This is a genomic window from Pseudomonas arvensis, from assembly GCF_056688935.1.
Window position 1 is genome coordinate 758,920 of sequence record NZ_CP162038.1, and the last position, 21,239, is coordinate 780,158.

Here is a 21,239-nt window from a genome sequence, read left to right on the forward strand (position 1 = left end):
TTGTTGAAAGCTTAGAAATGAGCATTCCATTGTGATGATGGTGAATGTTGATTTCTAGTCTTTGATTAGATCGTTCTTTAAAAATTTGGGTATGTGATAGAAAGATAGACTGAACGTTACTTTCACTGGTAACGGATCAGGCTAAGGTAAAATTTGTGAGTTCTCTTAATTGAGAAATTCGAATTTTCGGCGAATGTTGTCTTCACAGTATAACCAGATTGCTTGGGGTTATATGGTCAAGTGAAGAAGCGCATACGGTGGATGCCTTGGCAGTCAGAGGCGATGAAAGACGTGGTAGCCTGCGAAAAGCTTCGGGGAGTCGGCAAACAGACTTTGATCCGGAGATGTCTGAATGGGGGAACCCAGCCATCATAAGATGGTTATCTTACGCTGAATACATAGGCGTAAGAGGCGAACCAGGGGAACTGAAACATCTAAGTACCCTGAGGAAAAGAAATCAACCGAGATTCCCTTAGTAGTGGCGAGCGAACGGGGACTAGCCCTTAAGTGGCTTTGAGATTAGCGGAACGCTCTGGAAAGTGCGGCCATAGTGGGTGATAGCCCTGTACGCGAAAATCTCTTAGTCATGAAATCGAGTAGGACGGAGCACGAGAAACTTTGTCTGAATATGGGGGGACCATCCTCCAAGGCTAAATACTACTGACTGACCGATAGTGAACTAGTACCGTGAGGGAAAGGCGAAAAGAACCCCGGAGAGGGGAGTGAAATAGATCCTGAAACCGTATGCGTACAAGCAGTGGGAGCCCACTTTGTTGGGTGACTGCGTACCTTTTGTATAATGGGTCAGCGACTTATTTTCAGTGGCGAGCTTAACCGAATAGGGGAGGCGTAGCGAAAGCGAGTCTTAATAGGGCGTCTAGTCGCTGGGAATAGACCCGAAACCGGGCGATCTATCCATGGGCAGGTTGAAGGTTGGGTAACACTAACTGGAGGACCGAACCGACTACCGTTGAAAAGTTAGCGGATGACCTGTGGATCGGAGTGAAAGGCTAATCAAGCTCGGAGATAGCTGGTTCTCCTCGAAAGCTATTTAGGTAGCGCCTCATGTATCACTGTAGGGGGTAGAGCACTGTTTCGGCTAGGGGGTCATCCCGACTTACCAAACCGATGCAAACTCCGAATACCTACAAGTGCCGAGCATGGGAGACACACGGCGGGTGCTAACGTCCGTCGTGAAAAGGGAAACAACCCAGACCGTCAGCTAAGGTCCCAAAGTTATGGTTAAGTGGGAAACGATGTGGGAAGGCTTAGACAGCTAGGAGGTTGGCTTAGAAGCAGCCACCCTTTAAAGAAAGCGTAATAGCTCACTAGTCGAGTCGGCCTGCGCGGAAGATGTAACGGGGCTCAAACCATACACCGAAGCTACGGGTATCACGTAAGTGATGCGGTAGAGGAGCGTTCTGTAAGCCTGTGAAGGTGAGTTGAGAAGCTTGCTGGAGGTATCAGAAGTGCGAATGCTGACATGAGTAACGACAATGGGTGTGAAAAACACCCACGCCGAAAGACCAAGGTTTCCTGCGCAACGTTAATCGACGCAGGGTTAGTCGGTCCCTAAGGCGAGGCTGAAAAGCGTAGTCGATGGAAAACAGGTTAATATTCCTGTACTTCTGGTTATTGCGATGGAGGGACGGAGAAGGCTAGGCCAGCTTGGCGTTGGTTGTCCAAGTTTAAGGTGGTAGGCTGAGATCTTAGGTAAATCCGGGATCTTAAGGCCGAGAGCTGATGACGAGCTAACTTTTAGTTAGCGAAGTGGTTGATGCCATGCTTCCAAGAAAAGCTTCTAAGCTTCAGGTAACCAGGAACCGTACCCCAAACCGACACAGGTGGTTGGGTAGAGAATACCAAGGCGCTTGAGAGAACTCGGGTGAAGGAACTAGGCAAAATGGCACCGTAACTTCGGGAGAAGGTGCGCCGGTGAGGGTGAAGGACTTGCTCCGTAAGCCCATGCCGGTCGAAGATACCAGGCCGCTGCGACTGTTTATTAAAAACACAGCACTCTGCAAACACGAAAGTGGACGTATAGGGTGTGACGCCTGCCCGGTGCCGGAAGGTTAATTGATGGGGTTAGCTAACGCGAAGCTCTTGATCGAAGCCCCGGTAAACGGCGGCCGTAACTATAACGGTCCTAAGGTAGCGAAATTCCTTGTCGGGTAAGTTCCGACCTGCACGAATGGCGTAACGATGGCGGCGCTGTCTCCACCCGAGACTCAGTGAAATTGAAATCGCTGTGAAGATGCAGTGTATCCGCGGCTAGACGGAAAGACCCCGTGAACCTTTACTATAGCTTTGCACTGGACTTTGAATTTGCTTGTGTAGGATAGGTGGGAGGCTTTGAAGCGTGGACGCCAGTCTGCGTGGAGCCAACCTTGAAATACCACCCTGGCAACTTTGAGGTTCTAACTCAGGTCCGTTATCCGGATCGAGGACAGTGTATGGTGGGTAGTTTGACTGGGGCGGTCTCCTCCTAAAGAGTAACGGAGGAGTACGAAGGTGCGCTCAGACCGGTCGGAAATCGGTCGTAGAGTATAAAGGCAAAAGCGCGCTTGACTGCGAGACAGACACGTCGAGCAGGTACGAAAGTAGGTCTTAGTGATCCGGTGGTTCTGTATGGAAGGGCCATCGCTCAACGGATAAAAGGTACTCCGGGGATAACAGGCTGATACCGCCCAAGAGTTCATATCGACGGCGGTGTTTGGCACCTCGATGTCGGCTCATCACATCCTGGGGCTGAAGCCGGTCCCAAGGGTATGGCTGTTCGCCATTTAAAGTGGTACGCGAGCTGGGTTTAGAACGTCGTGAGACAGTTCGGTCCCTATCTGCCGTGGACGTTTGAGATTTGAGAGGGGCTGCTCCTAGTACGAGAGGACCGGAGTGGACGAACCTCTGGTGTTCCGGTTGTCACGCCAGTGGCATTGCCGGGTAGCTATGTTCGGAATAGATAACCGCTGAAAGCATCTAAGCGGGAAACTAGCCTCAAGATGAGATCTCACTGGAACCTTGAGTTCCCTGAAGGGCCGTCGAAGACTACGACGTTGATAGGTTGGGTGTGTAAGCGCTGTGAGGCGTTGAGCTAACCAATACTAATTGCCCGTGAGGCTTGACCATATAACACCCAAGCAATTTGCGTCGAAAGGCCAGATTGCGGTGTGTGAAGACGAGATGAACCGAAAGTTCGACGCTCACAAGACACCGAAAGCTATCACATACCCAATTTGCTGAAGCGAGGCCAACAGGCCGCGACTCAGTACCCGAATTTCTTGACGACCATAGAGCATTGGAACCACCTGATCCCATCCCGAACTCAGTAGTGAAACGATGCATCGCCGATGGTAGTGTGGGGTTTCCCCATGTGAGAGTAGGTCATCGTCAAGATTAAATTCCAGAACCCCATTTGCGAAAGCAGATGGGGTTTTGTTTTGGGCGGTCGGAAAGCGCGGTTAGACCCACGACAAATTTGCACAGTTATTTCTGAACCAGACCACTAGAATAGGTACCTAACCTTTTTTAGAGCCAGAGCCCTATTTATGCCCGATCCGGTTGATGCCCTTGAGGTGTCGGATTTACCACTGGACGACCTGGTGGCATGCCATGAGTGCGACTTACTGATGCGCAAACCCGTGCTCGCCCTCGGCGAAAAAGCCCAATGCCCGCGTTGCGGTTACGAGCTGTACGCTCACCGCCACAATGTCGTTGAGCGTAGTCTTGCCCTGGTACTCGCCGCGCTGTTGCTGTACATCCCCGCAAACTTTCTCCCCATCATGCAGCTCAATCTACTCGGGCAGTCCTCTGAGGACACCGTGTGGAGTGGCGTAGTCGGCCTATTTGATACTGGTATGCAAGGCGTTGCTGCCGTGGTGTTTCTATGCAGCATGGGCATTCCCTTGCTCAAATTGCTCTGCCAATTGGCGGTGTTGCTCAGCATTCGTTGGAAAGTCGGCCGCAGTTACGGCTTATTGTTGTACCGCATCTACCACCACATGAAAGATTGGGGAATGTTGGAGGTCTACTTGATGGGCGTGCTGGTGGCAATTGTGAAACTTGCCGACATGGCCGCCATCACAATTGGCCTCGGTTTGGTCTGCTTCGTCAGTCTATTAATGGTTCAGGTTCTGCTTGAGGTGGTGATGTCGCCGCACCAGATCTGGCAAGCGCTGTCGGGAGAGGATGATCATGCGGGCGATTGATGCGGGCATTCTGATTTGTACCGAATGCCACGAGTTGAACAAGCAGGAAGCAGATATTGATGAGCAAATCTGCTCCCGTTGCGGTGCGCTGATCCATGCCCGTCGCCCCAACAGCCTCGCGCGCACCTGGGCTTTGCTGATCACCGCCGCGATTTTGTACATCCCCGCCAACCTGTTGCCGATCATGACGATCAACTCATTGGGTCAGGGTGACCCCAGCACCATCATGGCGGGTGTGATTCAACTGGTGCAGCACGGTATGTTTCCCATCGCAGCCGTGGTATTTATCGCCAGTATCCTGGTGCCCACATTCAAGCTAGTAGGCATTGGCCTGCTACTGTTCTCGGTGCAGCGTCACCAGCCGCTTTCTGCACAGCAACGCATTGTGATGTACCGCTTTATCGAATTCATTGGGCGCTGGTCCATGTTGGATATCTTCGTGATCGCCATCCTTGTGGCGGTCGTAAACTTTGGACGGCTTGCCAGCGTCGAGGCCAACCTCGGTGCTGCGGCGTTCGCCAGTGTGGTGATCTTGACGATGCTTGCCGCTGTAACTTTTGATCCCCGACTGATTTGGGATAACACGGAGTCGGACGACGACCATGAGTGATTTGCCTAAAGCTAAAACCCGTCCAGCTTCCAACTGGTCGGCCATTTGGGTGTTACCCCTGATTGCCCTGATCATCGGCGGCTGGTTGGGATGGCGTGCCTATTCCCAGCAGGGCATTGAGATCCAAGTGCGCTTTGAAAGCGGCGAAGGCATCCAGGTCAACAAGACTGAAGTTGTCTACAAAGGCATGCCAGTGGGTAAGGTCAAAGCCTTGGCCTTGGATGACGAGGGCAATAATCGCGGGGTGATTGCCACCATCGAGATGAACAAAGACGTCGATCAATACCTCAAGACCAACACGCGCTTCTGGCTGGTCAAACCCAGCGTCAGCCTCGCCGGTATCACTGGCTTGGAAACCCTGGTCTCAGGTAACTACATCGCCGCCAGCCCTGGCGATGGCGAACCCACACGTAAATTCAAGGCGCTTTCTGAAGAGCCGCCATTATCCGACGCCAAGCCCGGCCTGCATCTGACCATCAAGGCTGATCGTCTAGGCTCGCTGAACCGTGGCAGCCCTGTCTTCTACAAGCAGATCCAGGTCGGTCAGGTCAAAAGCTACCTGCTGTCCGAGGATCAGAGCACCGTCGAGATCAAGGTCTACATCGAACCGACTTACGCCAACCTGGTGCGCAAACACACGCGTTTCTGGAATGCCAGCGGCATCAGCATCGACGCCAACCTTTCCGGTGTGAAAGTGCGCAGCGAGTCGCTCTCCAGCATCGTTGCCGGCGGTATAGCGTTCGCCACTCCGGAAAATCGAAAAGACAGCCCACCCACCGACCCAAGCCTACCGTTCCGGTTATACGAAGACTTCGACGCCGCCGCGGCTGGCATCAGGGTCAAGGTCAAGCTCACTGACTTCGAAGGCCTGCAAGCTGGGCGTACCCCGGTGATGTACAAAGGCATCCAGGTCGGCAGCCTTAAAACCCTGAAGATCGACCCCGATTTGTCCAGCGCTAACGCCGAGTTGACCCTCGACCCATTGGCCGAAGACTACCTGGTGCAGGACACCCAATTCTGGGTAGTCAAGCCGTCCATTTCCCTGGCAGGCATCACCGGTCTGGAAGCTTTGGTAAAAGGTAACTACATCGCCATCCGTCCTGGCGATAAGGGCAGCGCTCCTCAGCGTGAATACGTCGCCCGCGCCAAAGCACCACCGCTGGACCTGCGCTCTCCCGGCCTGCACATGGTGCTATTCACCGATAACCTTGGCTCCCTGGATGTCGGCAGCCCGATCCTTTACAAGCAGGTCAAGGTCGGTTCGGTACAGAGCTACCAGTTCTCGCGCAAGAACAAGCAACTGGTGATTGGCGTTCACATCGAGAAGGAATACGAAAACCTGGTCAACGGTTCCACGCGTTTCTGGAATGCCAGTGGCGTCACCCTGACCGGTGGCCTCACCGGCGGCATCCAGGTGAAGAGTGAATCCCTCGCCAGCCTGATGGCCGGCGGCATCGCCTTCGAAACGCCACAGCCGAACGTACCCCTGAAAAAGCGCATTCCGCGTTTCCGCTTGTTCGCCGACCGTGAAGCCGCCAACCAGCACGGCACTCTGGTGACCATCAAGGTTGACCGCGCCGATGGCCTGCGCCCAGGCACTGCGGTACGTTTCAAAGGCCTGGATGTCGGCAAGATCGAGAGTGTCGACCTGAGTGCCGATATGCAGTCGGTGCTGCTCAGTGCCCGCATCACCCAGGTGGCGGACCGGATCGCACGTGCCGGTAGCCAGTTCTGGGTGGTCAAGCCGGAGCTCGGCCTGATGAAAACCTCCAACCTGGAAACCCTGGTCACCGGCCAATACATCGAAGTGCAACCCGCAGTAAAAAGCTCGGGTCCGCAAAAGAGCTTCGTCGCCCTGGACCAGCCGCCTGAGGTGGTACACCAAGAGGAAGGCCTGAGCCTCACGCTCAGCGCCGCACGCCGTGGCTCGTTGAAGGAAGGTGTGCCTGTGACTTACCGTGAGGTTACCGTGGGCAAAGTTACGGGCTACGAGTTGGGCCAAACCGCTGACCGCGTGCTGATCCACATCCTGATCGAACCCAAGTACGCATCGCTGGTGCGCGGTGGCAGTCGTTTCTGGAATACCAGTGGCTTCGGTCTCGACTTCGGCCTCTTCAAAGGCGCCACCGTACGGACTGAGTCCTTGGAGACGCTGGTTGCCGGCGGCATCGCCTTCGCCACGCCAGACGGCGAGCGGATGGGTAACGCTGCGCGGCCACAGCAGACCTTCCCGTTGTTTGATAAGTTTGAAGATGAATGGCTGACCTGGGCGCCTAAAATTCCGCTCGGCAAGTAGACCCAGGCGCGGCTATCGGGGGCTTGCCCCCGTGAGGCCGCCCCAGTGTCTAGTCCTGAAATAGGTTTACACCTGTTTGAGTCTCAAAACGCCTGATGCACCGCATCGGGCGTTTTGTATTTCAGGGATAAGTGCGGCCGCTCCCCGTTGTAGATCAGCACCGACTCATCCACCATTTTTACGGCATCCGCCAAATCTTTGGGTCGGTGCAGCAAAAACTCAGTTTTCAAAATCCCATTTACCCGCTCTGCCATCGCGTTCTGATAGCAATCGTAGCCGTCAGTCATTGAGCACTTGATCCCATGCTTGGCGTGCATTTGCTGGTACAGGTCGGAGCAGTATTGGGCCCCGCGATCCGAGTGATGGATCAGCGACTGCATGGATTTTCGCTGGTTAACAGCTTTCTGCAATGCTTTGACCACCGACTCCGTATGCAGGCTGTCATGCACATGATGACCCACGATCTTGCGTGAGTACGCGTCTGTTATCAGGCTGACCTAAACAACACTTTCCCGCGTGGGCAGATAGGTAATATCTGCAACCCAAACCTGCTCGGGCCTGCCAGCGACAACTTGTTCCGGGCCTGCTTTGAGCAGGTTGGGATGGCGGCGGAACCGATGATGGCTATGCGTAGTTTTATGATAAGCACGCTTTCGAGGAACCAGCTCTCGCGCTTCGCGCAAGATGGAAAAAAGACGGTCTCGACCAACAATTACCTGCGCTTCAGCCTCAGTGCTCATCAGATAATGCAGCTTGCGCGTGCCTAGCCTCGGCTGGCGACGCCGCTTTTCCAGAACAAAGTCCACTACTTGCTGGTCTTGGTGAGCTCTCGCATCAACGGCTCGGTTACGTTTGTAATACGCTTGGCGCGAAATTCCCATGAACAGGCAAGCCCTGGTAATGCTCAGGTCTTGGATTTGCCCTTGCGAGAGGACTTGCCGGGTCGCTTTTTTACGATGGACACACCGTAATCATTTTTCAAGACGTTCACGACAGCTTCAAAGAACTGGGCCTTTTGATTGCTCAGCGCCAACTGTTCTTCAAGCTCTTTAATCCGCTGCTCGGGTGTCAGCGGGAGGTTGGGGTCGGTCATCGGCCTGCTCCGCGGCGCTCGGATTGAGGCGCCTTGGCTCCAGTCCTGTCGGCCATGCTTGCGTAGCCAAACCAGTACCGTGGACCGGCCCTGGATGCCAAAGCGCCGTTGAGCCTCTTTATAACTCAACTCGCCTTTTTCGACTTGGTCTACGACCGACAATTTAAAAGCTAGCGTGTAATCGCGTTGGCTGCGCCTTTTTCTCGTATCCATTGAGTCCTCCTGAACAAAGGTCAGAAGGTGTAAACCTTATTCAGGACGGGACACAGACACAAAAAAGGCCCCTGGGGAGAACCCAGGGGCCTTTGCATTTCAGCCCAAAAAATCAGACCTCATCCAACTCCGGTTCATCCGCCTGCACATTCACCGTCGCCTTCACCACATCGTGACGACGGATGTACTTCCAATCCGCCTCATCGATGTAGATCCCGTTCGGGCCGCTGCCACCTTCCAGGTCAATCGCCACCTGGGCAGACACTTGCGGCTTCACACTCGCCAGAATCGGCACGAAGCCCAGTTGCAGGCTGGTTTCCAGCAACGCGGCCTGGTTCTTCTCATCGATGTCCGCCGCTTCATCCAGGTAGTACGGCAAGCGCACACGCCCAGCCTGATCGCGGTCCATCAGGTGCAGCAACAAGTACATGTTGGTCAGCGCCTTGATGGTCATGGTGGTGCCGTTGGACGCCGCACCATCAATGTCGGTGTGAATGACCGGCTGACCATTTACCTTGGTGATCTCAAACGCCAGCTCGAACAAGTCCTTGAGGCCCAACTGGTTGTGGTTGGCCGCCACCAGACGCGCCAGATACTCCTTGGCCTCTTCGTTCTTGTTGTCTTGCTCGGCGCTCTGGCTGAGGTCGAACACCGACAGCGTTTCGCCTTCCTCGTACTGACCCGCACTGTGGATGATCTGGTCGATATGCTTGAGAGCTTCTTTGTTCGGCGCCAGCACGATGCGGAAGCTTTGCAGGTTGGACACCTGACGCTTGTTGATCTCGCGGTTGAACAACGCCAATTGGTGCTCAAGGCTGTCGTAGTCGCTGCGGATATTGCGCAGGGTCCGAGCGATATCGGTCACCGCCGCGCGGCGCGCCTTGCCCAGCGTCAGCGCTTCATCAGTGCGGTGGGCGTAGGCATTGATCAGCAGCTGCAGGCGGCGCTCAACATCATCCTCGCTGTCGAACTTGGCCACGCCCTTGAGGCGCACCTGCGCATACAGCGCCTCGATCTGGCCGTCGGCGCGCAGCAGACCTTGCCAGCTGTCCTGATAGTCATTGAGCAACGGCAGCAGGTTGTCCATGGAGTCGTCGACCGGGTCCATGAACGGCGTGCCGAACGGCAAATCCGCTGGCAGCAACTGACGACGGCGCAAGGCGTCGTCCAGCGTACGTTGCTTGGCTTCCATGTCGCCAATCTGCCGGCCGACCAGTTGCAGCTTCGCCGACAGTTGTTGGACACGTTCGGTAAACGCATCGCTGGAGCGCTTCAACTCGTCCTGGGCGGCTTCCATCTGCGCCAGGTTTTCGAGCTTCTCGCCTTCTTCGGCGCTCAGGGTTTGCGCACGGCGGAAGTCTTCCAGGGCCTTTTGCGCGTCAAGCACCTGCTGGTACAGCGCCTCGGTCTGGGTCTTGCTCGCGGCGCGGTCGGACGCTACAGCCTGCTGCGTCTTGAGCTGCTTGAGTTCTTTTTCCAGGCGTTCCTTCTGGTCACGCAATGCGGCGCGATCTGCCAGGGCCTGCAACGCCGGCGGCTCGATGTGGGAGATGTCGATGGACAGCCCCGGCACTTCAAAGCGCTCGCCCTTGAAGCCATCGAGGATCTGCTCCAGGGATTTGACCCACTGGCCGTCCTCGTCCAGCGTGATGCCATGCTCACCCAACGGCAGGCTGAACAACGAGCTGTTGAACAGACGCATCAGACGCTCGACATCCTGCTGTGAGAATTCTTCCCGCAGTTTGGCGTAGCTGTTGTTGTCGGCGTGATCAAGCTGCTGTCTGACCGACTTCAAGCGTTTTTCCAAGTCGCGCAGACGCTCGTCCAAGTCTTCGGCGCTGAACTGACGTGACTGCGCCAAAGCGCCCGCCAGCTCATCGTGGGCATCCTTGGCTGCCAGCAGTTGCTGTTCCAGCACCTTCACGTCATCCACCAGGGCAAAGCGATGCTTGAGCACCGACAGCTCGCCTAACCAGCGCTGGATGCCGCTGATCTCACGCTCCAGGCGCATCAGCTCCTGGGTGCCACCGCGCTGATCGTTCTGCAGCGCGTCCTGCTCGTTGCGGTAGTGCTCGGCCTGGATGGTCAGCTCTTCCTTGCGTGCACTGGCGTAATCCGACCAGGTGCCCAGCAGCGAGTCCAGCAGCGGCGACAGGCGATGCAGTTTGCCGCGCAAGCTGTCGCGCTGGCGAACGCCATTGGCCAACGCTTCGACCAGCGGACCAGCGGCGACCAGCGAGTTGTAGTCCTGCTCCATGCGTCGCACATCGCGAAAGGCTTCTTCGCACGCAGCGATGTAATCCACGCTACCGGAACGCAGGCTGTGTTCGAAGGCATCGAGGAACAATTGCTTGAGCTTGGCTGCGGTGATTTCGCGCATGTGCAGCAGGTTGATAAACAACGCACGGAAGGTCTTCAGGCTCTGCTCGCTGGTGGAGCGCAGCGGGATCAGCGTCAGGTCCAGCGGGATCGAGGTGTGGCCGCCCACCAGCAAACGCCGCAGTTCATCCGGCTTGAGTTCGTAGGCTTTGAGGCCTTCGCGCTCAAGGTTGGTGAACAGCTCTTTCTGACGCAGGCACGTGTCGTTCTTTTGGTAGTGCGCCAGGTCCAGCTTGCCCGCATAGGCGAAGAACTGGTGACCGAAACCACCGCCCGGCCCGCGCCCGACCACGCCGATCACGTGCGGGCCGTGGGGCAGGGAGACTTCCACCAGGATGTAGCTGGTGTCGGTAGCAAAGTAGAAGCGCCGCGATTGTTCCAGGGTGTACTTGCCGAAACTCATGTCCGACATGCGTGCCAGGATCGGGAACTGCAAGGCGTTGATCGACGCGGATTTACCCAGATTGTTTGCGCCATACACCGACAGCGGTTCTTCCAGCGGGAACAACCCCAAGCTGTAGCCGGCAGTGTTCAATAGGGCGAAGCGGCGGATGCCGTAGCGTTCCTTGCTCATGCGTCGGTCTCCTGTTCTTCGGCAATGGCGCGGGCCAGGGCGTCTTCTTCGCTTTCTTCTGCAAAATCGCTCAAGTCCAGCGGGTCATCGGTCTTCAGCAGTTTTTCATCGCTGTCTTCGTCAATGATCACCGGCACCGGCAGTGGCAACACGCTGTGTACGCTGGCCGCCAGGTCGCGGTCCTGCTGCACCGACAGGCACACGTCGAGGAAGCGGTGCATCGGCGGCAGGAAACGATAAATGCCGTTGTCTTCGCTGGCAAAACCCAGCTGGGTCATGCGGCGCATGATTTTTTCTTCGAGTTCTTCCTGGGTCTGCACTTCGGCCTGGATAAACAGGTCGCGGTATTTTTCCAGCAGGGACGGCAGCTCGTCGCGGCCCAGGCTGCCACCGTCGAGCACGGCGATCGGGTCGCGGCCCTGATCGGCCAGGTGTTCGACGATGATGAAGGTGAACAGCGCCAGGCGCTGGGCGGTCTTGTTCACCTGCGCGCTGGCGATGGCGGAGTCCGGCACGAAGTAATAAAAACCACGGGTGTCGCATACCAGCTCAAAGCCCAGGGCCTTGAACAGCGTGCGGTACTGGTCCTGGAAGTTCGACAGTTGTGCGTACAGCTCCGGGTCGCGGCGGCTGACGTGGTAACCCTTGAACAGCTCGCGAAAGATCGGCGCCAGCTGGGACAGTTCGGATAGATCAAGATGCATAAGGTGTACTCGCAGGATGCTCGGCGGCGTCGGTGCCGGCCGGGAGCAGGGCGAATGAGCGCAGGCTGACCTGGTGCTCGTGTGTGTGGTAATCGCGACGTTCCAGGCGTTCGCGCTTGAAGCGCTTCTCACGGGACAGTCGCGAGAACCAGTACAGTAATTCGTCGGTGGCGCCGTCCGGTTCCTGCTCCAGCAGCCAGCTCATCAGGTCCGGCATCGGCAGGGCGTCTTCGCAACGCTCCAGCATTTCCTTGACCGTACGTGGCGCACGCTGGGCTTCGCCCTTGTGGGATTTGTGCGCCTTGGGGAACCGTGCCGGTTTCGGCTCGAAATTCGCCAGGGCATATACATAGGCTTCCACCTGACTCGCGCTACCAAGGAAGGTACTTTGCGGCCGGGTGAACATGGGCATGGCGGCCTGGGGTACCGCATCCAGGCCTTTGCGGCGGATGGCCGACAGCGCCAGTGCCGCGCCACGGGTCACGGCGTTGTGCCGGCGCGCTTCTTCACGCAGCGGCAACAGCAGCTCGCGGGCATGACGCAAGGTCAACTGGGCGCTGGTCTGCATTTCGAGGATGCGCGCGTGGGTGCGCAGCAGCATGTCGTCGTCCACCAGGTGGCCAAGACGCTGTTGCTCGGTGAGCATGCGCAGCAGCACATTCTCGACCTTGCGCACGCCTTGCTCGAAGGCGCCGTCGGCGTTCACCAGTTGGATCATGGGTTCGACGTATTCGTCCCAGGTCGCCAGCACTTCGGCGTAACGCTGGCGCAACGGGATCTGCCGGTCGCTGGTCTTGGCACGGTCTGCCACGGCCGCGAGGGCTTGTTCGTCGTTGGCGAGTTTTTTCAGCACATCCCGCACGCGCATATCCAGCAGGCGCAGCTGGCGGGCCAGGTCGTGGCCGTCACGGATGTCGAAGGCGTCCTGGATATAACCGGCCAGGCGCTCAAGGTGGCGCAGGTAGGCTTCGATTTCCAGGCACAGGCCAAGCCGGTGCTCCTTGCGAAGATAAGCCAGGAAATCGTGGATCTGCGCGTTGAGCTCGAAACGGTTCGGGCTCTTGGCGACAGGCACCAGGATATCCAGGCGAATCCACACGTCCAGCAGGCTGGTGATGTCCTGGGGCGTGCTGTCCAGTTGTTGGGCGGCCAGTTGTGCGCGCAGCTCGCTCAGGCTCAGGGTGCCTTGGTCGAAGTGTTCGCACAGTGGCTCAAGTAAGGCCCAGTGTTCGGCGAGGGCGCGCAGGACGCGCTTGGGTTCGATCATGGGAATGGCCGGCTGGTTGGCGATTAAAAGTCGCGATTGTACTGCATCAAGCGGGGGATTTATCCACAGCCGGTCAGTGCGCAGTGGGCGATTGTTACCGAACAGCGGTAGAATCCCCGCTCTTTACTTATCCACAAGTGGCCGAGCTGTGCTTATCGAGTCCCGACGTCGCGCTTACTTGACCGCCATGCAGGTCGTCAACTGGCTGCCCCGCACCGAACTGCCGTTTGCCGCGCCGTCGCGGCCCGAGCTGCTGCAGGCGCTTGAGCCCGATGAGGCGTTCCAGACCTCGGGCGAGGAGGCCGCCGCACCGGTGGCGGTGGTCAAGCCGCAGCCGCAGGCGCGCCCGGCGGTCGAGCGCACCAAGATCGAAGTGCCACGCCCGTCGCCGATAGCCAAGCCCGTGGTCGCCGAGGCGGAGGCCCCGGTGGTCAAGACCCCGGCAGTGCCGCCGCCACGCTTTGCCCTGCAATTGCTGCGCGCCGGGCGCTGCCTGCTACTGGTGGAATTGCCCACCGGCGAGCGTTTCCAGACCCGCGATCCCGCTTATATGTTGCTCAAAGACATGCTGCGCGCCGCCGGTTTGCCCGACAGCCCGCAAATCGTCGGTGATCCGGTGCGCTGGCCGCTGTTGGTGCGCGGCACCATGGACCAGGGCCCGGAAGCGGCGCGGGATTTTGTGCAGAGCTTTGTCTCGGCGCGCCTGGAAGACGAACCCTGTGTGTGCCTGTGGCTGATCGGCCTGCCCGCCGTGCGGTTTGCCGGTGAGGCCAATGCCGAGTCCTGGTACCGCGAACTGCAGGTCGAAGGCCTGGGTTCGGTATGGGCCCTGCCGGGCCTCGAATTATTAATGGAAGAGCCACAGCGTAAGGCTGATGTCTGGCAAGCCATGCGCCGGCTGATGGCGCGCTGGAAAACAACCGATGAGTGAGGCTTTATCCTTCCGCCCGATGACCGAGGCTGACCTCGACGCCGTGCTGAAAATCGAATACGCGGCGTTCAGCCATCCCTGGACCCGCGGCATCTTTATGGACGGACTGGGCAAGTACCAGATCTGGCTGATGTTTGAAGGTGAGCAGCAGGTGGGTCATGGCGTCGTGCAGATCATCCTCGATGAGGCGCATTTGCTCAACATCACCGTCAAGCCGGAAAACCAGGGCCGTGGTTTGGGCTTGAGCTTGCTCGAACACTTGATGTCTCGGGCCTATGAGGCCAAGGCGCGGGAGTGTTTCCTGGAAGTGCGCGACAGCAATACCGGCGCTTTTCGCTTGTACGAGCGCTATGGCTTTAACGAGATTGGCCGTCGTCGGGATTACTACCCGGCTGTCGGTGGCCGCGAAGATGCGGTCGTCATGGCCTGCACCTTAGTCGACTGAACACACAGACCAATGTGGGAGGGGGCTTGCCCCCGATGGCGGTGTATCAGTGACATCTAAGTGCCTGACACCCTGCTATCGGGGGCAAGCCCCCTCCCACATTTGGGTCTACGGTGTTTCAGCGGCTGCGGTCGATCGGGTCAATGTCGGCGAGCTCCGCCTCATCCAACCCATTCCCGCCGCCAATCGCATCTTCATCCACGATACTCAGGTCGTAGTCCGCAGGATTATCTTCACCTTCCTCCCGGACATCCCGCGCACCATCCTCATGGATCAGGGTTTCCGGGCTCATATCGTCATCGGTAGGCTCGTGATCATCCGTCGAAGCCCCTGTCAGACCGGCTTCACGCACCCGTTCGGCGGGCATCAGGTGCTCGCGTTCACGACGTGGGATCTCATCACCGATCTCCGCCGTCGGTTCCTCTTCGTCAAAATCCAACTCGCGCATCGACCCCATGCGATCTTCGTTGTCGTCAATTGGTTCGGGCTGGGTAGCGCCGTAGGGACGTCGTGATTCAGTCATGGCCAATCCTCATACTGTGGGGCTTATAGTGTGTGGACAGGCACGGCGCGCCAAAGATTCAAGCTAATTTGCGCATCGCGTGACCTGGACGATGGGTTGTCAGTCACAAAACTGCGCATCATTCCTGAGGCTTTCCCTGATGAACGAACTACAAGACCTGCTTGATAACAACGAACGCTGGGCGGATGCGATCAAACAGGAAGATCCCGAATTCTTCGCCAAGCTCGCCCGCCAGCAAACCCCGGAATACCTGTGGATCGGCTGCTCCGACGCCCGTGTGCCGGCCAACGAGATCGTCGGCATGCTGCCGGGTGATCTGTTCGTGCACCGCAACGTGGCCAACGTGGTGCTGCACACCGACCTAAACTGCCTGTCGGTGATCCAGTACGCAGTCGACGTGCTGAAGGTCAAACACATCCTCGTCACCGGTCACTATGGCTGCGGCGGTGTGCGGGCGTCGATGCAGGATCGCCAGTTCGGCCTGATCGACGGCTGGCTGCGCACCATTCGCGACCTGTACTACGAAAACCGCGACGTGCTGTCCCAGTTGCCGACCGAAGAAGAACGTGTGGACCGCATGTGCGAGCTGAACGTGATTCAGCAGGTGGCCAACGTCGGCCACACCAGCATTGTGCAAAACGCCTGGCACCGTGGGCAGAGCCTGTCCATCCACGGCTGCATCTACGGCATCAAGGATGGCCGCTGGAAGAGCTTGAACACCACCATCAGTGGCTTCGAGCAACTGCCGCCGCAATACCGCCTGCGTCCACTGGGCGAAGCCTAAGGCCGTTTGCGCATCCGCCACTGGGCCATGAAGGCCTGGCCTTCGGCATTCAATGGCTCCTGGCTGCCGGTGATCCAGCCCCGGCAGTTCAGCTCGCCGCATTGGCAAGCGAACTGCCGGAACAGCACATCTTCAGTGCTGGCGTAGTCCAGGGTCAGCCAGGCGCCGGCGGCGATGGGTTGCACGGTCCAGAGCTCCAGGTACGTGGTGTCGAAGAACACATTCGGGTTGCACGAATGCTGTAAGAGGCCGCAGAACCAACAGTCGTACAAGTGGATGCGCGGGGACAACTGCAGCGTGTGCAGGCGTCGTTCGCCCACTGCGTAGCCGGAGACAATGGCAATGCGCGTGCGGCCGTCCAAGGCTGTGCGCGCCCTGATGCCACCTCCCGCGTCATTTGCGGTGCGTACGACCTTGAACTGCTCGGACGAAGGGTAGCCCTGTTCAATTCGCAGCGTCTTGAACGGGTATAAACATTCACTTGCAGCAGTTCTAGCCTTATCCATGGCTTGAGTTTTCATAACTCTCCTTGGTTAGGCTGCATCGACCTGCGGGTGGTGTCTGACGGCCAGTCTTGCAGCGGATGGGCGCGGCTCAAGACTCGCTTAAGTTGGATCCGATTTCTACTGTCAAATATGACAGTAGAAACGGGTTCTTTTTTCTGCGCTTTACAACGCAGGCTCCGTGATCAGGGGGGCAGGAGCGGCGTTCTTCAGCTGTTTCAACTGAGTTTTGATCGCTGATGTGGCGCACTTGGCGTTTGCCTGCTCCGGGCTCAGTTCGCGCACTGAGGTGTAGAACAACTCACAGGTCTGCTCTTTGCGCGTCACCTGCCAGGTATTCATGCAGGCCTTGAGCAGCACATTCGGGTCGCTGGCCGGTTTCTGGACCATCCCGGCCTGCCAGCAGGCGGCGCTGAGATCCTGGCCCATTACTTTCAAACCCGCCTCGTCGGCCTTTTGTTCGTTGCCGTCGTAGGTCTCGGGGTCGGCGGCGTACCAGATATAGCTTGGGTGGTTGGCGCCCAGTACCGATACGGCTTTGCCCTCGATCGGGTTTATTTGCGCCAAACCCAGTACGCCCACGGTTTGCCCGTACTGCTGCTTGATCCAGTTACGCACCGGCGCGCCGAACGCCACCATTGGCAGCGAGCCGTCGGGCAGCAGGCTCAGTTCCTTGACCATGCGTGTTTGGTAGTCGGTGAAGTAGCTGTAGATGCCTTCCAGGTCCTTGCCGGCGTTGGAGGGGGCGGCGATGGGGGCGATATCGATGATGGTCTGGTAAGCCGGGGTTTCGGTGGCCGGCACGCCGTTGCTGGTGAGCAAGTCGGCCCAGCGATCCGTGGTTTTCGACTCCAGGTAATCCTGCGCCTGAGTCAATGAATAGTCCGGCGGGAAGTGCAGCAGCTCAATACTTTTACGGTTTTCCAGGGCCATGCCCAATGGCAGGAACAGGTACCAGCTGTAGGCCCACTTGCCGTCGCTGTTGAGCTTGCTGGCGCCTTGGTAAGCCAAGTCTGCAGTGTTGAGCAACGTCGTCAGGGGTTGGCCATAGCTGTCGGGAACGCCGCTGAAGGTTGCCACGACTTGGCCGTCATGGCTCTTGACGCTGACCTTGGCGCGGCTGTAACCGTCGCGCACCAGGCTTTGGTTCAGATAGTGCTCGGCGGTCTGCTCCAGCGTCCAGGGACGAAAGCAGATCACATTGCAGTTGTTGGGGAACGCGAACAGCTGGGTAACCCGTTGCGTGCTACCCAGTGGTACGTCGACATCGGCGTGTACGACTGCACTGCACATCAGTGCGGCCAGGACGAGGGAAAGCCCGGTCGGTTTGAACATAGTTGATTCCTTGTCAGCGAAAGCCCGTCTGCGCGGGGTGAAAGCCCACCTCCTCACAGTAGCGGTTGACCAGGAAAACCGCGTGCTAAATCGCTGGGCGTGTCGCTATTGGATAAGAAACCTACAGGTTGAACTGCAAGGCGTTGCTCAAATCGCCCATGGGTTTCTGGCCGCGGGCGATCATCGCATCATCGCGCTGCTTGAGGCCGTCGAGGGTCTCCAGTTGGAAGACCCGGGTGATCAAGCGCAGGATCGACGCGGTGTCGTACACCGTATGGTCCACCGTGCCTTTACGTGCGAACGGCGACACCACCAGCGCCGGAACCCGCGTGCCAGGGCCCCAGCGGTCGCCTTTGGGCGGTGCGACGTGGTCCCACCAGCCGCCGTTTTCATCGACGGTGACGATCACCACCATGTTTTTCCACTGCGGGCTGTCCTGCAGCACCTTCAACGCGCGGGCGATATGGCGGTCGCCCGAGGCAACGTCGGCGTAACCGGCATGCATGTTCAGGTTGCCCTGGGGTTTGTAGAAACTCACGGCCGGCAGCTTGCCAGCCTGGGCATCGGCGAAAAACTTATTGGTGCTGGACTCATCGCCCAAACCGCCATCGCGCAGGCGCTTGTCGCGTTCTGCACGGTTCTCGGGACCCTGTTTTTTGAAATAGTTGAACGGCTGGTGGTGGTACTGGAAGTTCGGGATTTTCGGAATGCCCCCCGAATCCTTGAACTGATCCAACGTCGCCTGCCAGGCCCCGGCATACCAGGCCCAGTCGACGTTCTTTTTCGACAGCTTGTCGCCGATGTGTTCGTGGGTCTGCGGCACCAGCACGTTGGGCAGGTCGGGTTTGGAGTAATCCGGGTTCTGCGGGTCGCGAATCCACGTCGGCCAATAGGGCGGGGCCAGGGTATTCACGGCGAAACCGTCCGGGGTCAGCGCGCGGGGGCCGAACTGCGGCGGGCCAGTCATGGCGCTGGCCGGGGATTTTTCGAGCGGTTTGAGGCGTGTGTCGGTCGGGTCATCGCTTTGCAGCGTGGCGATCTGCGCCTTGGCCACCGACGCGGCGGCATTCGGATAAACCGGCGCCGTGGCGCTGATCAGGTACTGATGATTAAGGAACGAACCGCCGAACGCACCCTGGAAGAAGTTATCGCAAAGCACAAACTCCTTGGCCACGTCCCACAGACGCAGGGAATAACGGCTTTGTGCGTAACGGCCCATCACCAGCCCGCCGGAATCCGCCCAGGCGACGAAGCCATCGTTCTTGCCGCCGTTGATCTGCATCTGGTTCTGATAAAACACGTGCCACAAATCGCGGGTGACCAGGCTCAGCGGCAGGTCCTCACCACTCGGACCCTTGAGATCAAAAGGGGCGTTGGGCAGGTTTTCCTGGAATTGCACTTCGCTGGGGTACGTCACCCCGTCGACGGTTTGCGGGCCGACTTGCAGTACGCCGCCCCAGGCCGGTGGCAGCGTGCTCAATAAGCTGCCATCGCGGTCGCGTTGCTGGGTGTCGGTTGCGGACAGCGCGGAAAGCGGTTTCTCAACACCTGGGAAATCCGCAAACAGATTGTTGAAGCTGCGGTTCTCGGCATAGATCACCACCACGGTTTTCACCTGGTCCTGCAAGGCCTTGTCCAATTCCTGGGGCGTGAGTGGCCGCGCTGCAGGTTTTCCCGATGTGTCACTGGTGTGGCCGCAGGCACTCAAGGTCGCCCCCACCCCCAACACAGCCGCGCCCCCCAGGAAGCGCCGCCGGCTGCTGTCTACCGGCGGATTGGATGTGGAACCTGGGGCAGGGCGGTCTTCGTGCTCGTCACTCATTGCGGGGAGTCCTTGCTGGCGAGTTGTTGCAAGATATTTCGCAGGACGGTAGCAATGCAATGTGACGGAACGAAGACAGGCATTAGAGCAACCGCCGTGCCCTATGGCATCACCGGCGGCAGATACGTCAACGTCGTCCCCAACGCCCACAATAAAAACAGCACCAGTGGCGTGTGCACCAGCAACTGCACAAACGAAAACCCGATCAGATCCCGCGCTTTGAGCCCCAACACCCCGAGCAACGGCAGCATGTAGAAAGGGTTGATCAGATTGGGCAGCGCTTCAGCCGCGTTGTAGATCTGCACCGACCAGCCCAGGTGGTATTGCAGGTCATTGGCCACTTGCATCACGTACGGCGCTTCGATGATCCACTTGCCGCCGCCCGACGGGATAAAGAAGCCCAGCACCGCCGAGTACACGCCCATCAACAGCGCGTAGGTGTCGTGGGAGGCGATGGAGGTGAAGAAGGTCGAGATATGGTGCGCCAGCGTCTGGCCGTCAGCGCCTTTCACCACCGTCATCAGCGCCGCAATCGAGCCGTACAGCGGGAATTGGATCAGCACGCCAGTGGTGGTCGGCACCGCCCGCGCCACTGCATCCAGGAAGCTGCGCGGGCGCCAATGCAACAGCGCACCGACCATGATGAACAGGAAGTTGTAAGTGTTGAGCCCCGAGATGGCGCTGATCGCCGGTTTGGTCGAGAACTCGTGGAACAGCCAACCGGCCGCCAGCAGTGCCAGCAGGATGGTCAGCAGCGGACTGTGTTCCAGCCATTCGCCGGGGCGCGTCGGGGCTTGCGGCTTGGGCAGGTTGAAGGCCGGGTCGACGCCGCAGGCCTTGGCGTCACGGGCGCTGTTCGGGCCGGGCGCGGTGGCGTAGGCGATGATCAGCGACACCACGATCAGCGCCAGTAACAGCACGCCGGATTGCCACAGGAAGATGGTCTCGGTAAACGGGATCATCCCGGTGATCGCCAGAATCGACGGCGGCAGGCTGGCCGGGTTGGCCTGCAACTGCGCGGCCGACGACGACAACCCCAGCGCCCACACCGCACCGAGGCCCAGGTAGGCCGCAGCACCGGCGGCGCGGTAGTCCATGCGCAAATCCGTACGCCGGGCCAGCGCCCGTACCAGCAAGCCGCCGAATACCAGGGACAGGCCCCAGTTGAGCAGCGAGGCGACCATGGAAATCAACGCCACCCAGGCCACGGCTGAACGGCCGTTTTTCGGGATGCGTGCCAGGCGGTCAATCAGCTTGACCGCCGGCGGCGAACTGGCGACGACGTAACCGCCGATCACCACAAACGCCATTTGCATGGTGAACGGGATCAGGCTCCAGAACCCATCGCCGAAGGCCTTGGCGGCCTCGGTGGGCGCTGCGCCCATGCCCAGGGTCGCCACGGCGACGATGATCACCGCGAGCGCGGCGAACACCCAGGAGTCAGGGAACCAGCGTTCGGCGAAGTTGGAGCAACGCAGGGCAAATCGGGCATAGCGGCTTTCTTCGATAGCATCGGCCACGGGTCGTACCTCTTGTATTTATTATGGGCGGCAGT

General features: G+C 58.5%; 14 protein-coding genes, 2 rRNA genes and 1 pseudogene. 8 read left to right on the forward strand and 9 right to left on the reverse strand.

Features of this window, described 5'->3' with window-relative positions:
• Window positions 1-234: 234 nt before the first annotated feature.
• From AB3G88_RS03360 to AB3G88_RS03380, 5 genes are all read left to right on the forward strand, one after another.
• A 23S ribosomal RNA gene (locus AB3G88_RS03360) occupies window positions 235-3,126 on the forward strand.
• Between the two features lie 151 nt (window positions 3,127-3,277).
• Window positions 3,278-3,393, forward strand: a 5S ribosomal RNA gene (gene rrf, locus AB3G88_RS03365).
• Between the two features lie 152 nt (window positions 3,394-3,545).
• The gene (locus AB3G88_RS03370; RefSeq protein WP_099583895.1) at window positions 3,546-4,205 is read left to right on the forward strand and encodes a paraquat-inducible protein A; all 660 of its coding nucleotides are present in this window, start codon (window positions 3,546-3,548) and stop codon (window positions 4,203-4,205) included.
• On the forward strand, window positions 4,192-4,815 hold the full coding sequence (locus AB3G88_RS03375; RefSeq protein WP_480454404.1) for a paraquat-inducible protein A: 624 nt from the start codon (window positions 4,192-4,194) through the stop codon (window positions 4,813-4,815). Before AB3G88_RS03370 ends, AB3G88_RS03375 begins: the two co-directional genes overlap by 14 nt.
• The gene (locus AB3G88_RS03380) at window positions 4,808-7,111 is read left to right on the forward strand and encodes a PqiB family protein (protein ID WP_122309009.1); all 2,304 of its coding nucleotides are present in this window, start codon (window positions 4,808-4,810) and stop codon (window positions 7,109-7,111) included. Before AB3G88_RS03375 ends, AB3G88_RS03380 begins: the two co-directional genes overlap by 8 nt.
• Before the next feature lie 83 nt (window positions 7,112-7,194).
• Here the strand turns inward: AB3G88_RS03380 and AB3G88_RS03385 are convergent.
• The 4 genes and pseudogenes from AB3G88_RS03385 to mksB all read right to left on the reverse strand — a co-directional run bounded on the left by AB3G88_RS03385 (window position 7,195) and on the right by mksB (window position 13,341).
• Window positions 7,195-8,417: pseudogene (locus AB3G88_RS03385) on the reverse strand (IS3 family transposase).
• 112 nt (window positions 8,418-8,529) lie between these two features.
• Window positions 8,530-11,370, reverse strand: a complete 2,841-nt coding sequence (gene mksF, locus AB3G88_RS03390; RefSeq protein WP_099583898.1) for an Mks condensin complex protein MksF — start codon at window positions 11,368-11,370, stop codon at window positions 8,530-8,532.
• Window positions 11,367-12,074: an Mks condensin complex protein MksE gene (mksE, locus tag AB3G88_RS03395; protein WP_191948023.1), complete on the reverse strand. Its 708-nt coding sequence runs from the start codon at window positions 12,072-12,074 to the stop codon at window positions 11,367-11,369. The genes mksF and mksE overlap by 4 nt, the downstream gene beginning before the upstream one ends.
• Complete coding sequence (gene mksB, locus AB3G88_RS03400) at window positions 12,064-13,341, reverse strand: Mks condensin complex protein MksB (protein ID WP_099583899.1); 1,278 nt, start codon at window positions 13,339-13,341, stop codon at window positions 12,064-12,066. Before mksB ends, mksE begins: the two co-directional genes overlap by 11 nt.
• Before the next feature lie 187 nt (window positions 13,342-13,528).
• On the opposite strand from mksB, the gene AB3G88_RS03405 reads away from it, so the two are divergent.
• Both AB3G88_RS03405 and rimI read left to right on the forward strand, forming a co-directional pair.
• Window positions 13,529-14,272 carry an SPOR domain-containing protein gene (locus tag AB3G88_RS03405; RefSeq protein WP_250925755.1) on the forward strand — a complete coding sequence of 248 codons (744 nt, stop codon included), beginning with the start codon at window positions 13,529-13,531 and terminating at the stop codon, window positions 14,270-14,272.
• On the forward strand, window positions 14,265-14,717 hold the full coding sequence (gene rimI / locus AB3G88_RS03410; protein ID WP_099583901.1) for a ribosomal protein S18-alanine N-acetyltransferase: 453 nt from the start codon (window positions 14,265-14,267) through the stop codon (window positions 14,715-14,717). Before AB3G88_RS03405 ends, rimI begins: the two co-directional genes overlap by 8 nt.
• Window positions 14,718-14,835: 118 nt before the next feature.
• On the opposite strand, the gene AB3G88_RS03415 is transcribed toward rimI, so the two are convergent.
• Entirely contained in the window at window positions 14,836-15,240 is a 405-nt protein-coding gene (locus AB3G88_RS03415; RefSeq protein ID WP_480453212.1) for a serine kinase/phosphatase, read from the reverse strand.
• Window positions 15,241-15,379: 139 nt separating this feature from the next.
• Here AB3G88_RS03415 and can point away from each other — a divergent pair, with 139 nt between their 5' ends.
• Window positions 15,380-16,024 carry a carbonate dehydratase gene (gene can / locus AB3G88_RS03420; RefSeq protein ID WP_099583903.1) on the forward strand — a complete coding sequence of 215 codons (645 nt, stop codon included), beginning with the start codon at window positions 15,380-15,382 and terminating at the stop codon, window positions 16,022-16,024.
• Here the strand turns inward: can and AB3G88_RS03425 are convergent.
• The 4 genes from AB3G88_RS03425 to AB3G88_RS03440 form a co-directional block, all read right to left on the reverse strand.
• On the reverse strand, window positions 16,021-16,545 hold the full coding sequence (locus tag AB3G88_RS03425; protein ID WP_480453214.1) for an SET domain-containing protein-lysine N-methyltransferase: 525 nt from the start codon (window positions 16,543-16,545) through the stop codon (window positions 16,021-16,023). The two genes, can and AB3G88_RS03425, sit on opposite strands and share 4 nt — an antisense overlap.
• 147 nt (window positions 16,546-16,692) lie before the next feature.
• Window positions 16,693-17,862: a hypothetical protein gene (locus tag AB3G88_RS03430; protein ID WP_480453216.1), complete on the reverse strand. Its 1,170-nt coding sequence runs from the start codon at window positions 17,860-17,862 to the stop codon at window positions 16,693-16,695.
• A 121-nt stretch (window positions 17,863-17,983) separates the two neighbouring features.
• On the reverse strand, window positions 17,984-19,684 hold the full coding sequence (locus AB3G88_RS03435; RefSeq protein WP_480453218.1) for an acid phosphatase: 1,701 nt from the start codon (window positions 19,682-19,684) through the stop codon (window positions 17,984-17,986).
• A gap of 101 nt (window positions 19,685-19,785) precedes the next feature.
• Entirely contained in the window at window positions 19,786-21,204 is a 1,419-nt protein-coding gene (locus AB3G88_RS03440) for a short-chain fatty acid transporter (RefSeq protein WP_099583907.1), read from the reverse strand.
• Window positions 21,205-21,239: the final 35 nt, after the last annotated feature.

Bases quoted from the DNA above. Each gene is read 5' to 3' on its own strand.
- AB3G88_RS03435 (WP_480453218.1), bottom strand. From the start codon at position 19,684: ATGAGTGACGAGCACGAAGACCGCCCTGCCCCAGGTTCCACATCCAAT.
- AB3G88_RS03370 (WP_099583895.1), top strand. From the start codon at position 3,546: ATGCCCGATCCGGTTGATGCCCTTGAGGTGTCGGATTTACCACTGGAC.
- AB3G88_RS03375 (WP_480454404.1), top strand. From the start codon at position 4,192: ATGCGGGCGATTGATGCGGGCATTCTGATTTGTACCGAATGCCACGAG.
- mksF (WP_099583898.1), bottom strand. From the start codon at position 11,370: ATGAGCAAGGAACGCTACGGCATCCGCCGCTTCGCCCTATTGAACACT.
- rimI (WP_099583901.1), top strand. From the start codon at position 14,265: ATGAGTGAGGCTTTATCCTTCCGCCCGATGACCGAGGCTGACCTCGAC.
- can (WP_099583903.1), top strand. From the start codon at position 15,380: ATGAACGAACTACAAGACCTGCTTGATAACAACGAACGCTGGGCGGAT.
- AB3G88_RS03415 (WP_480453212.1), bottom strand. From the start codon at position 15,240: ATGACTGAATCACGACGTCCCTACGGCGCTACCCAGCCCGAACCAATT.
- AB3G88_RS03380 (WP_122309009.1), top strand. From the start codon at position 4,808: ATGAGTGATTTGCCTAAAGCTAAAACCCGTCCAGCTTCCAACTGGTCG.
- mksE (WP_191948023.1), bottom strand. From the start codon at position 12,074: ATGCATCTTGATCTATCCGAACTGTCCCAGCTGGCGCCGATCTTTCGC.
- AB3G88_RS03405 (WP_250925755.1), top strand. From the start codon at position 13,529: ATGCAGGTCGTCAACTGGCTGCCCCGCACCGAACTGCCGTTTGCCGCG.
- AB3G88_RS03425 (WP_480453214.1), bottom strand. From the start codon at position 16,545: ATGAAAACTCAAGCCATGGATAAGGCTAGAACTGCTGCAAGTGAATGT.
- AB3G88_RS03430 (WP_480453216.1), bottom strand. From the start codon at position 17,862: ATGTTCAAACCGACCGGGCTTTCCCTCGTCCTGGCCGCACTGATGTGC.
- mksB (WP_099583899.1), bottom strand. From the start codon at position 13,341: ATGATCGAACCCAAGCGCGTCCTGCGCGCCCTCGCCGAACACTGGGCC.